Annotated in this window: 13 protein-coding genes; 3 read left to right on the plus strand and 10 right to left on the minus strand. The window is 54.6% G+C overall.

What is annotated here, in order from left to right:
* Position 1 precedes the first annotated feature (1 nt).
* From KNP95_RS05115 to ypfJ, 8 genes are all read right to left on the minus strand, one after another.
* A complete protein-coding gene (locus KNP95_RS05115; RefSeq protein WP_214802347.1) occupies positions 2-1,264 on the minus strand; it encodes a dicarboxylate/amino acid:cation symporter in 1,263 nt (420 codons plus the stop codon).
* A 158-nt stretch (positions 1,265-1,422) separates the two neighbouring features.
* Positions 1,423-1,926 (minus strand): YwhD family protein, encoded by a 504-nt coding sequence (locus KNP95_RS05120; RefSeq protein WP_021066061.1) that lies wholly within the window; start codon positions 1,924-1,926, stop codon positions 1,423-1,425.
* A gap of 57 nt (positions 1,927-1,983) precedes the next feature.
* Positions 1,984-3,036, minus strand: a complete 1,053-nt coding sequence (locus tag KNP95_RS05125) for a DUF871 domain-containing protein (RefSeq protein ID WP_214835836.1) — start codon at positions 3,034-3,036, stop codon at positions 1,984-1,986.
* 54 nt (positions 3,037-3,090) lie between these two features.
* Positions 3,091-4,464, minus strand: a complete 1,374-nt coding sequence (locus KNP95_RS05130) for a PTS transporter subunit EIIC (RefSeq protein WP_029594632.1) — start codon at positions 4,462-4,464, stop codon at positions 3,091-3,093.
* Positions 4,465-4,476: 12 nt separating this feature from the next.
* Positions 4,477-5,370, minus strand: a complete 894-nt coding sequence (gene murQ, locus KNP95_RS05135) for an N-acetylmuramic acid 6-phosphate etherase (RefSeq protein WP_256442315.1) — start codon at positions 5,368-5,370, stop codon at positions 4,477-4,479.
* Positions 5,371-5,533: 163 nt separating this feature from the next.
* Positions 5,534-5,989 carry a GNAT family N-acetyltransferase gene (locus KNP95_RS05140; protein WP_214835838.1) on the minus strand — a complete coding sequence of 152 codons (456 nt, stop codon included), beginning with the start codon at positions 5,987-5,989 and terminating at the stop codon, positions 5,534-5,536.
* Positions 5,986-6,834, minus strand: a complete 849-nt coding sequence (locus KNP95_RS05145) for a MurR/RpiR family transcriptional regulator (RefSeq protein WP_021066056.1) — start codon at positions 6,832-6,834, stop codon at positions 5,986-5,988. Before KNP95_RS05145 ends, KNP95_RS05140 begins: the two co-directional genes overlap by 4 nt.
* Before the next feature lie 108 nt (positions 6,835-6,942).
* The gene (ypfJ, locus tag KNP95_RS05150) at positions 6,943-7,800 is read right to left on the minus strand and encodes a KPN_02809 family neutral zinc metallopeptidase (protein ID WP_214835840.1); all 858 of its coding nucleotides are present in this window, start codon (positions 7,798-7,800) and stop codon (positions 6,943-6,945) included.
* A 164-nt stretch (positions 7,801-7,964) separates the two neighbouring features.
* Here ypfJ and KNP95_RS05155 point away from each other — a divergent pair, with 164 nt between their 5' ends.
* A complete protein-coding gene (locus tag KNP95_RS05155; RefSeq protein ID WP_012727443.1) occupies positions 7,965-8,153 on the plus strand; it encodes a 2-hydroxymuconate tautomerase in 189 nt (62 codons plus the stop codon).
* Positions 8,154-8,193: 40 nt separating this feature from the next.
* Here the strand turns inward: KNP95_RS05155 and KNP95_RS05160 are convergent, their stop codons facing one another.
* Positions 8,194-9,780, minus strand: a complete 1,587-nt coding sequence (locus KNP95_RS05160; RefSeq protein WP_214802353.1) for a Na/Pi cotransporter family protein — start codon at positions 9,778-9,780, stop codon at positions 8,194-8,196.
* 23 nt (positions 9,781-9,803) lie between these two features.
* Entirely contained in the window at positions 9,804-11,099 is a 1,296-nt protein-coding gene (locus KNP95_RS05165) for an HD domain-containing protein (RefSeq protein ID WP_058764890.1), read from the minus strand.
* A 100-nt stretch (positions 11,100-11,199) separates the two neighbouring features.
* On the opposite strand from KNP95_RS05165, the gene KNP95_RS05170 reads away from it, so the two are divergent.
* Entirely contained in the window at positions 11,200-12,048 is an 849-nt protein-coding gene (locus KNP95_RS05170; protein WP_031199988.1) for a lipoate--protein ligase family protein, read from the plus strand.
* A gap of 4 nt (positions 12,049-12,052) precedes the next feature.
* Entirely contained in the window at positions 12,053-12,898 is an 846-nt protein-coding gene (locus KNP95_RS05175; protein WP_021066051.1) for a DegV family protein, read from the plus strand.
* Positions 12,899-12,930 lie beyond the last annotated feature (32 nt).

A 12,930-nucleotide genomic window follows, 5' to 3' on the forward strand; every position in this document is an offset into this window, starting at 1 on the left:
GTTATTTTGCGTCCACTTCATCCCACGAGTCTTCGTCGACTGGAGGAAGATGTTTCTCTTCGAGTTTCGAGACGACGACCGCACACGCGGCGTCCCCTGTAATATTGACCGACGTCCGGAGCATATCGAGGATCCGGTCGACACCGATGATCAGGGCAATCCCTTCGACCGGTAAGTTGACTGATTGTAAGACGAGCGCGAGCATGACAAGTCCGACACCTGGTACGCCCGCCGTCCCGATTGAGGCGAGTACCGCTGTGATGACGACCGTCAAGAGCTCTGTCATCGTCAAATCAGCATTGAACACTTGCGCGATGAAAATCGTTGCGACCCCTTGCATGATGGCCGTTCCGTCCATGTTGACCGTCGCACCGAGCGGTTGGACGAACGACGAAATCGAGCGTGGGACACCGAGTTTCGTTTGAGCCACTTCCATCGACACCGGGAGTGTCGCATTCGATGAAGACGTCGAGAATGCGAACGTCATCGCCTCGTAGAAGTTTTTAAAGAAGAAGACGGGATTCATTTTCCCGAGCAACGCCACTGCACCGCCATAGACGATGACTGAATGGAGCGCCAACGTCAAGACGACGGCAATCATATACCATGCCATCGCTTGGACAGCCTCTAATCCAATGCCACCGATGGCTGAGGCGATCAAAGCGAACGCACCGTACGGCGCAAGTTTCATGACCAAATGAATCAAGTACATCATGATGCGGTCACCTTGTTTGACGAATCGGCGCCATGTGCGCGCTTTTTCACCGAGCGCGATCATCGCGAATCCGATGAGTGCCGCGAAGACGATAATTTGAAGCATATTGCCTTCGGCAAGTGCTTGAACCGGGTTCGTTGGAATCATGTTGACGAACGTCTGCACGATATTCGAAGATTCTTCCGAACCTGACGCATCAAACTCTAATCCCGTCGTCGGGAAATCTCCACGTTCTCCTGGTTGGATGACATAAGCGACACCCATCGCCAAGACGATGGCGAGCGCCGTCGTCGTCAAGAAGAAGAGCAATGATTTCGTTCCGACACGACCGAGTTCTTTCGGGTCACCGAGACCCATGACACCAAGAATGATCGAGAAGAAGACGATCGGGACGACTAACATTTTAATTAAGTTCAAAAATACGGTTCCGACTGGCGAGAGGACATACGTATTGGCCATATCATAAATATTGCCCGGTAATCCTGCTAATGCTAAACCGACGGCTACCCCCAACAGTAGCCCAATCATAATTTTCTTAGTTTCACTCATCGTGTCACCCTTTCTCTTTTACACAAGTGCGTTTAGTATAGCATAATGCTGAATATTCATACAATTACGGTGAAATCACAACATGATAACAAATTCATGTTCCCAAATCGGGGCACATGAAAACAAAAAAGATTGGAGACCAAAACGGTCCAATCTTTTCACTCGGCGCTCAAACGCTCAAGCTCGGTTTGAAGTTCGGTCGATTGTTCCCAGATTTCAGGACGATGTTCTTTCAAAAAGGCAGCGAGCACGTCGCGTGACGGTGCATCCATCATGTCAATCAAGATGCGGCCTTTGAGCGACTTGTCCATCTGGTTGACGTGATACGGCAACAGTTTATAGCCGCGCCGTGCCTCGAGGTCGATCGACATGTCACAAGCTGCGACACCGCCGTAATAGAACCCTTCTGGCTTTCGTCCGACCGTGACCCAGACAATCCAATACGGTTTGCCGTTCGGCACCGCTTCTGGATCCGTCAAAAATTTGATGCGTTTCTCAATCGCCGATTTGGCATGCATGGCCCCCATATCGATGACCGCGGTCCCCGCCTCGACATCGATGATGACTGGAGACATATTGTTCAAACTGAGCGAACCGACCCCAAAACCGCCGTGGCCATCGGTCGAATCGTCAGCGACGATGTTAAAATTAATCTCTTTCATGGCATTCCCTCCCTCTCTACTGTACACAAAGACGAGGGAATGTGGCAATCCGGAACGTCAACACCACTCGATTCGAAACTTCGTGCCCGGTCCGATCGATTGGACGAGCGGCCGGTCTGCCTCGATGACGCGCCCAAGGACGTTGATCCGATCGTCTGCCACTAAATCGCGTTTTGTGATTTGCAGCTCACCGGCATAGCGCCCGTATTTCGCATTATCGACCGTGATCGTTCCGAGCGGACGCGGTCTTGCTGCCATCGGCTCGAGCAAGCGGTCCCCCGGACGTCCATAGCCCCTCGATTCGACCGAGCGGACGACGTCACGTGCCGGGTCCATCCGGTTCGTCTGGACACGATAGAAGGCGGCCTCAATCGTCGTCTCCGCTTCGGCCCGAAGAACGAGCATTTTGTCGGCGTGTGAGGCGAACTGTTCAATCGTCTCATCGGTGAGTCCCGGATCGCCGATTAAGATGCGATCGACTGAATCCATGAGGTCCATGTAGCAGGCGAACGTCGACAACAGGCGATGGTCCTCGAGCGTCGGCAGCCGTTCGAACAGCGGTCCTCGGAGTGTCCCGTCACCAGGGATGAACGCCTGGACGCTCAACCCTTGCCGCTTCAGCCAATCGTTCTTGGCATCGAACCAGTTACGATTGAGCCCCGTCTCCGGGCGCGGATAGAAGTTGTGCCACGCCTCGACGTTGTCCGTCACGAGGCCGTGTTGCTTCATCTCTATGAGTTCCGCTTCAGACAGCGTGCTCGCGTTCAAGGCGACCGTCATTCGGGTCGACAAGTCGGCGACTTGTTTCGGCGTCACGCCGTAATCGACGCGCAGCCCCGTCACGCCCCAATCGAGAAGTGTATGGGCATCGTCCCACGTCTTGCCGAGCGCGGCGAGCGACGTCGGTGCGATATCCGCAAACAGTTCCATGTCGAGTTCTCGTGCGAGCGTCCCGAGGTCACGAAGCCGTTCCGTATACACCGACGTGTCGTCCTCGGGGATATGCAGTGACGTGAACATCGAGGTGAAGCCAATCTCGCGCATGCGTCCGACCCATATCTTGAACTGCGGTGTGAGCGGTTCGCTCAAATAAACCGATAATCCCTTCATCAGAAATTCCTCCTCATCAAATGAAAAGGCGACTCCAAAGAGCCGCCTCAGTTGTTAAATCCCGTCTGCCATTTCTTCTTTGAAGCCGAAGAAATACGTGAAGATGAAGCCAGCCGTATACGAAATGACAAGACCTGCGATGTACGTCAAGTACATGCCGTTGTCGATGAGCGGCGTAAGCGAGAGACCCGAGACCCCAATCCCGAGTGCTGCCGTCTTCATCGTCGCTTGGAAGGCACCTCCGACCGCGGCCCCCATACAAGCCGTCAGGAACGGACGGCCAAGCGGGAGTGTGACCCCGTAAAGGAGCGGCTCGCCGATTCCAAGGAATCCGACCGGAATGGCCCCTTTAATGATGTTACGGAGACGTTGGTTGCGCGTCTTCACGAAAATCGCGAGCGCCGCCCCGACTTGTCCAGCCCCTGCCATCGCCAGGATTGGCAAGAGTGCCGTGTTACCGACCGTGTTCAAGAGTTCCAAGTGAATCGGTGTGAGTCCGTGGTGCAACCCGACCATGACGAGCGGCAAGAAGAATCCAGCAAGGACAGCCCCTGCTACCGGTCCACCGACTTCAAGCACGGCGTTCAATCCTTGCATGATCCCGTCTGACAAGATGCCTGCGACCGGCATGATTGCATAGAGCGCCGTGAAACCGACGACGAGGACCGTGAGAAGCGGTGTAAAGATGATATCGACCGCCGTCGGCATGAAGCGACGAACGTGTTTCTCGATGTACGTCATGAGCCAAGCGGCAAAGATGACCCCGAACAGTCCACCCCGCCCGACAACGAGCGGTTCCCCATAAATGGTGATGTCCGCGAGCACCGGGTTGAAGAGAATCCCCCCGGCGATGGCACCGAGTACCGGCGTCCCGCCGAACTCTTTGGCCGTGTTCCAACCGACGAGGATGGCGAGATACGCGAACACTGTGCTACCGAGCAATAAGAGGATTTGCATCCACGTTTCGGTCGGGTCAACGCCGGCGTTCTTCGCGAAGTTGGCTCCCCCGTTAATGATACCTGAAGCGACAAGCCCTGGAATGAGCGGAATAAAGATGTTCCCTAAGCGACGCAAGAAGCGCTTGAACGGCGACTTCTGTTTGTCTTTCACTTTTTGACGTTCGATGGCCGCCCGTTCGTCCGGCGTCAAATTCGCATCGACCGACTCTTCCCCGATGGCGAGCCCCGTCTCACGACTGAGATGGTCCGCCACGCGGTTGACCGTCCCCGGGCCAACGACGATTTGCAACGTCTCGTCATCGATGACACCCATGACACCATCGATTTGTTTCAATGCAGTGAGATCCGCTTTCGTCGGATCTTTGAGCGCTAAACGCACACGTGTCATACAGTGCGCGAGTTGACGAATGTTATCTTTCCCCCCGACATGCTCTAATATCGCATGTGCAAGAACCTCTTCTTTCTTCATCTCGAATCCCCCTTATAATGCGTCACGGACGAATCCGTTCGCACGCTCTAATCGCTCGACTGCCTCCGCATGCGGGACGTCGGCTAAAATCATGACAATCGCCGTCTTGACGTGACCACCGGATGAATCGAAATAACGCGCGGCCGTCTGTTCGTCGACCCCTGTCGCTTCCGCAATCATCCGTTTGGCCCGCACTTCCAACTTTTCGTTCGTCGGCTGCACGTCGACCATCAAGTTTTGATACACTTTCCCTACCCCAATCATCGACGCCGTCGAGATCATGTTGAGGACGAGTTTTTGCGCCGTCCCTGCTTTCAATCGGGTCGATCCGGTCAATACTTCTGGTCCCGTCTCGACTTCGATTTTGAACTCGGCGTGTTCGCTGATTTTTGAACCTTTGTTACACGATAGCGCGGCTGTCGTCGCGCCGACCTCGCGGGCGTAATCGAGTCCACCGATGACGTACGGTGTCCGTCCGCTCGCGGCAATCCCGATGACGGTGTCGAATGCATTCAAGTGAAGCGCTTTCAAATCATTGACCGCCAAATCCTTGCTATCCTCTGCTCCCTCGACCGCTTTAATCAACGCCCGTTCGCCACCTGCGATGAGTCCGACGACCATGTCCGGTGACACGCCAAACGTCGGCACACATTCCGCCGCGTCTAAGATTCCGAGCCGTCCGCTCGTCCCTGCGCCGATGTAAATCAAACGTCCGCCTTGTTTGAAGGATGCGATGGCACGCTTCGTCACTTCGGCAATGACCGACAGTTCTTCTTGAATGACGTGTGGGACCGATTGATCTTCCTCATTCATCACTGCAAGGAACTCCTCGACCGCCATCTCGTCCAAGTGCATCGTTCGTTCATTTCGTCTTTCAGTAGCCAGTTTGTCTAACATCGCCACCATCCTTTCTTCTCTCTAATTTTATTGTACTAACTTGAAATTAAAAGTCAAACTTATTTAAAAAAATAAGGAAATAAAATTTCATTGCAGGTCAGGCGTATACATTTAGATTTGTATACGTGTATACATCTATAGAAAAACGCCCGGCCCTATTGGACCGAGCGCCTTAGCTGATGACTTTTTTCAGCACGTGGACGTGATCGCCGCGTGCCGTGATGGAATCTTTTTCATACACATAGCCTTGCCGCTCCCAAAAGCGGCGCGCCCGCTCATTGTGAGGTAATACCCCGAGTCGGAACACCGTCTGGAACGGACGCATATATGTTTGTTCGAGCTGTTCATACAACCGCGTCGCAATCCCGGTGCCGTGCAGCCGTTCATCGACGACGAACAGACCGAGCCAAAGCGAGCCGTCGACCGGGTGTTTTTTCAACAAATCGGCGACGGCGATGACATCCCCGTCCTCAAAGACGAGGCTGACAGTCTCCTCCGTCTCAAAATCGGCCACGTTTTCATCGCGGAACGTTTCGGGCGCCTGTCCGTTCAATTCCGCGAACGACCGTTGTTGTAAGAGGAACGCCGCCACCGCATCGCGCCACGTTGCGTCATAGACGTGAATCATCGGCGCAACTTCACCATCTCGTCACGTGCCTCGGCGTAGCGATCAATCAATCCCTCGCCTTTTCGGTGCAACAGCCCCATATAAAGTGTGTCGATAATCGTCAACTGTGTCATCCGTGAAGCGATGCTCGCAATCCGGAAATCACGTTCGACGCTCGGCGTGCATAGTCGGACATCCGCTTCTCGATAGAGCGGAGATTTATCGAGGTCCGTGATGGCGACGACCGGCACCCCTTTTTTCTTGGCGAAGCGGACGAGTTCAAGTACGTCTTTCGTCCGACCCGACGTACTGATGGCGACGAAAACGTCGTTCGGGCCGAGATGCGGAATGAGCGACAACATGTAATGGAAATCTTGCGATGTCTGGGCCGCATAGCCGAGCTTTGTGAATTTATATTGCGCGTCATAGGCGGCCGTCGACGAACCGCCGACCCCATAAAACACGACCCGGTTCGCTCGGGCGAACGTATCGATCGCATGCTCGAGCTCACGCTTGTCCATCGCCTCGGCACATGCCTCGATGGCCATTTTGTTCACATGGATGACTTTTTGAAACGAATCGTAAGGTGTGTCTTTCTGCTGCAACACGTTGAAATCGGTGAGCGTCGTCTCGGTGATCGCCAAGTCTTTGACGAGGGCGAGTTTGAACGCCTTGAAGCTATCGATTCCGACGACACGCGCAAAGCGAACGATACTCGCCTCGGACACGTCCGTCTTTTGAGCGAGCTCTTTCGTCGTCATATTCGGAACGAGCGTCGAGTGGGATAAAATATAGTCGGCGATTTTTTTCTCCACGGACGTCATCTCGCTTTTGGCGAATTCGATTTTTTTGAGTAAGGATTCCATCGGGTCATCCCCTTCCTACTTCTAGTTTCTGTTTCCATGATAGCGGATTCTTTCTTCACAAGCCAACTTGGACATGGAAAAAGGTCAAGCCATCGCTTGACCTCATGGTTATAAGTTTTTAGCGTTGAACGTATCGCCGCCTTGAATCGTCCCGTTTTGGAACCCTTTATCGAACCAACGTTTCCGTTGTTCGGACGTCCCGTGCGTGAACGAATCCGGTGTCACATAGCCGCGCGCCTGTTTCTGAAGGGTGTCATCCCCTATTTGGTGCGCCGCATTCATCGCTTCTTCGACGTCGCCGGACTCGAGGTAACCCATCCCTTTAGCGTGGTGGGCCCAAACGCCTGCATAATAATCGGCCTGGAGTTCGAAGCGGACCAAATATTTGTTGAACTGTGTCTCACTCATCTCGTTTCGGAGCGGCATAATCTCGTCCGTCGTGCCGAGCAACGTCTGGACGTGGTGACCGACCTCGTGGGCGACGACGTACGCCATCGCGAAGTCACCCGGTGCATTGAACTGTTGACTCAGGTCATCATAGAAACTCAAATCGATATACAACTTCTGATCACCCGGACAGTAGAACGGTCCGACAGCCGATCCGGCAATCCCGCACGCCGATTCGACTTGATCTTTATAGATGACGAGCGTCGGCTCCCGATACGTCAATCCGTTCTCCGCAAAAATATCGGTCCACACTTCTTCGGTATCCCTTAGCACGACCGACACGAAGTCGGCCATCTCTTCTTCCCGCGCCGAGCCTTCATACGTTCCAGAGGACTGTTCCGGTTCTCCGAGTCCGATGTTGTTGACGATATCGCCCGGATTGCCCCCGTTGAGCAGTGTGAAGACGATGACTAAGATGAGACCAAAGCCCCCACCGATTCCTGCGATGCCTTTCCCTCCGACACGTTGCCCCCGTCGATCCTCGACGTTTCGACTTGCTTGTCTACCCTTCCATTTCATCCGCCTGTTCCTCCTACGACTAGTCTGTCTTGTTCCTTACCCCGTTTTCACATATTTCGCACCTGCATTTTTTATTTGTACCGTCCGCCCAATCGATTTTCTGCTTTCCACTTGCCTCACCTTTCACTAGAATGAAAGGGAACGAACTAAAAGGAGGAAATGTGATGCCATACGTAACGGTTAAAATGCTCCCAGGTCGCACGGTCGAACAAAAACGTGCGTTGATTGAAAAGGTGACAGACGCCGTCTCCGAGACGACGAACGCCCCGAAAGAAAACATCACCGTCTTCATCGAAGAGATGGACGCGACGCACTACGGCCAAGCCGGCGTCATGCACGCAGATAAGAAGTAAACACAGCGACCGCCCTTCCATCTCGGAGGGCGGTCGTTTTTCAATCTTCCAGATTCACTTCAAATCGCTCACTCGGGACGGTCGGTTTAATCAGATGACGCGTCGCGCGCCAAACGTGATAGCCGATCCGGTCGAGCCAGAGGAGCGCCTGGACTTTTTGAATCGTCTGGTCCATCTCGAGCTGATTCGCCGCCGTCTCCTCGAGCAGTTCGGCCCGATGCGCTTTTCGATATTCAGCGAGCTGTTTCGAGGCCGTCTTCCACTGCCGCGACTCTTCCGGGGGCGTGTGATGGTTAAGCGTCTCGACCATGTCGAGTTCATGCAAGACGAGCTGACGCGCGACCAGGAAGTCCGTATCGCGGAGCGCGTCGACCGGGTCGACTTCACGCATGACGAACAGCCACCGCTCCAAGTGGTCGATTGTATGGAGCAGCGACAGATGTTGGCCGTAGTCGTTGCGTCCTCGCCCTTCTTCCAATTGAATCGTGCTCAAAAAGACACGGACGTCGCCGAGCGTCTTCTCGACGAGTTGAAGCTCGTCGTCGCGTTTACGTGCCTCGTTCAGCAACAGTTGCGTCTCTTTGGCTAAATAGCGCTCAATCTCAATCAACGAGCGCCGGGCCGCCTCGAGCGCGACCGTCGGGATGCGGGCCATATTCGGGTCGAGGAACCGGGTCAGCTTTTCCGCCCGGCTCGGGATCCACTTGAGCAACTGACGACTGAACGCCTGATGGAACGGCAGGAACGTGAACACCCCGAGCAAATGGAACGAGGTGTGGAACAAGGCGAGCCGCAACAGTTCGTTCCAATTGAGGCGATCGGCCACACCGTTCACGACACCGAACAAGAGCGGGAACGTCAGCCAGCCGATGAGTAAAATCGAGCCGTGGACGAGCACGTGCGCCAAGACGATGCGGCGGGCCGACTTCCAGCCTCCGATCGACCCGATGGCGACGACGAGACTCGTCCCGGCGCTTTGTCCAAGCACGAGCAGACAGGCTTGGGCGAGCGTCACCGTATCGGTCGCGAGCGCCGTCATCGTCAAGACGAGACCAATGCTCGAAGACTGTAATAGGACGGTCATCAGTAATCCTGTCCCAAGCAGTGCGAGTTGATGCAACGGTGTGTCCGCTTCCCAACCGGCGAATGAGAACGTGACGACGTCGCGCATCGCCTCTTGAAGTGTCCCGATGCCAACGAAAATCAGACCGAGTCCGACCATGAGCATACCGATGCGCTTGACGCGCCGTCCGATCAAACGTAGCGCCATACCGACCCCGATGAGCGGGAGCAACAGTTCGCGAATATCCACGTTATAACCTAAGAGCGCCACAATCCATCCGGTCGTCGCGCTGCCCGCGTTCGCTCCGATGACGAGTGTGAGCGCTTGGGTGAACGTCAACAGACCGGCGCTGACGAAACTGATCGTCATGAGCGTCGTCACGGTCGACGACTGGAAGAGTGTCGTCATTGTAGCCCCGAGAAACGCACCTGAAACCGGTCCCTCTGCCAACAGGTTCAAGCGTTGCCGGAGCCTTTCCCCGGCCATGTTTTTCAACGTATCCGTCAACAGCATCATCCCGAGCAAGAAGATCCCGACCCCGCCGACCAATGTGCCAACTCCCATGGTGTCACTTCCTTTTCAACGATTCACTCTCCCCGTAACGTTGACAACATCCATGTTTTTTCTGACGCATAATCTTTCAAATTGAGGAGCACGTCCTCAGGATAATAGATTTTCTCGTCTGACTGGCGCGAGTTCAAAATCGATTGGACGAGCATCGATACTTCTGAGATTTCGCGACGGTCGCCGTCGTTCATTTGCAAGTAGATGCCTTCGTATTTGCCATGCCCTTTATACAAGTCGTACGGCAGTTGACTGAGCTGGTCCTCGAGTAAGTAGTAGCGGGTCGGCAACCCGATTGACTCCATCGTCGAACGCAAGCGGTCCATGTAGCGGACGCGGTTCGCTTCCGGGAAATTCTTATACTTCAACAGGCGGCGGTTGACGAACCGGCTCGCGAGATCGGCCAAAATCGGGTCCGCCTCGTCCATCCATTCTTGGAAATAGAAATAGACGATCGTCTCATCGAGCTTCAAGTAATGCTCGAGCGTCATGTCCTCATGATTGAAAATCGGCAAGAAATGCTTCGGCGTCATCTCGAAGGCGTAGCCCGACTCGTACAGCTCTTGCGCCCGCTCGAGCACGGCTTTGAGCAACAGGTCGCTCGACCGCGTCGCCGGGTGCAAATAGACTTGCCAATACATTTGATAGCGCCGCATGATATAGTCCTCAATCGTATGCATGCCCGACTGTTTGACGACGACTTGGTCCTCATCGGGACGCAACACCCGAAGCATGCGCTCAAGGTCGAACTTACCGTAACTGACACCGGCGAAATGGGCGTCACGGAGCAGATAGTCCATCCGATCGACGTCGAGTTGCGAACTGAGGATATTGACGAGCAGTCGGTTCGGGTGTGTCTTATTGATGATGGCCGCCACTTCTTCCGGGAAGCCGACCCCCATCTCGGACAGCACTTTGTTCACTTCCGTGTCCCCGAGGATGATGCGTTCGGTCCACACCTCGTGACGGACGGCGAAGACGTGCTCGAACGCGTGCGAGAACGGACCGTGTCCGACATCGTGCAGCAGCGCCGCCGCGAGCAACAACTCCCGGTTGCGGTCATCCCACTCCGGATACTCATGGAACTGATCGATTAGCTGTCGGGCGATTTCGTAGACGCCGAGCGAATGATGGAAACGCGTATGCTCGGCCCCGTGGAACGTCAAAAACGACGTCCCGAGCTGCTTGATGCGACGTAACCGTTGAAACTCTTTCGTATTGATCAATTCCCAGACGAGATGATCATAGACGTATATATATCGATGAACCGGATCTTTGAACACTTTCGATCCTGACAATTGACCTCGTGACGTATACATGACGTTGCCCCCTACGTTTCATTAATGATTGGATTCGACTTCTAGCGCGTGGTTCCTCCCATGTTATAATGGGAAGGAAATTATTTATTGAAAAGGAATTATGTATATGACCCATCCATTATTACGACAACCGACCTACCGTGTCATTGACCAGTCTTCGCTCGGTCCGGCGTTCCAAGCCGAGCAATCGTTCGCGACGGACGATACGCTCTGTGCCTCGACCGCGACGTCAGGTGCCGTCCTGCGGGCCTGGGTTCATCTAAACACGGTCGTGCTCGGGATTCAAGACGCCCGTCTGCCCCACTTGGCAGATGGCATCCGTTTGCTTCATGAACACGGCTTCCGTCCTGTCGTCCGCAATTCAGGAGGACTGGCCGTCGTCTTAGACGCGGACGTGTTGAACTTATCTTTGATTTTACCCGAGAAAGACGGGATTCAAATCGATAGCGGCTACGAGGCGATGACGTCACTCATCCAACTCATGTTCCAAGATGTGACGAACGAGATCGTGCCTGGCGAAATCGTCGGCTCATACTGCCCGGGCAGCTTCGATTTGTCGATTGACGGCAAGAAGTTCGCCGGCATTTCCCAGCGCCGCGTCCGTGGCGGCGTCGCCGTCCAGATTTACTTGAGCGTCCGCAAGAGCGGAAGTGAACGGGCCGCGCTCATCCGTGACTTTTATGCGCAAGCCATCCAAGGTGAAGCGACGCGCTTTACCTATCCGGCCATTGTCCCTGAGACGATGGCGTCACTCGAGGATTTGCTAGGAATCCCGCTCACTGTCGATGACGTGTTGCGTCGCGCCTACACCGTCCTCGGTGGCATGAGCCGGCTCATACCTGGCACGCTCGATGAGAACGAACAAACGACGCTCGCGACCCAACTCGACCGGATGTGGAAACGCAACGAACCGATTCGCGACATTGAACAACAATTAGCAGAGGAGTGACCGCATGTTTAAAATCATAACCGATACCGGAGCCGATTTGACCCAAGACCAAGTTATCGAGTACGGCCTCGAGGTATTGCCACTCGGCGTCATCATCGACAACGAGGAATTTTTAGACGGGGAAACGATTCAACCGAAAGACGTGTACGACGCGATGCGGAACGGCAAGACACCGAAGACGTTCCAAATCGAGGCGGCCCGACTTGAGCATTGTTTCCGCCAACATCTCGAATCAGAAATCCCGTTCCTATATCTCGCTTTCTCGGGCGAGCTCTCGGGTACATACCAGACGGCCGTCATGGTCGGCAACCTACTTAAAGAAGAATACCCGAACAGCACGTTCCATATTCTCGATACGCGTGCCGCGTCCGTCGGCCAAGGGCTGTTCGTCAAGACGGTCGCCGAGTATGGCCAAGACCATACGTATGAAGAGACGGTCGCCTACGCGACGTCGCTCGTCGGCAAAATCCGGCATTTGTTCACGGTCGAATCGCTCGAGTATTTGATGCGCGGCGGCCGTGTCTCGAAAGCGAGCGCGTTCATCGGGGATTTGTTGACAATTTTACCGCTTTTGACAGTCGAAGACGGCAAACTCGTCCCAATCGAGAAGGTGCGCGGTCACAAGAAAGTGTTACGCCGCATCGTCGAGTGGATGACCGAGTCGAAACCGCTCGTCGAGGGTGGGCATATCTTCATCGGTCACGGGGACGACCCGGTCAAAGCCGATCAGTTCGAGGCGTTGTTACGGGAACATGTGAACCCGGCGAGCGTCACGAAGACGATCGTCGGTTCGGCCATCGGGGCGCACACAGGCCCAGGCCTTCTCGTCGTCGGCTATTTCGAGGCGTGACAATCAAACGAAAAACCGCGAGCACCCTCATG

Source organism: Exiguobacterium sp. s36, assembly GCF_018618345.1.
Lineage (GTDB): Bacteria > Bacillota > Bacilli > Exiguobacteriales > Exiguobacteriaceae > Exiguobacterium > Exiguobacterium chiriqhucha.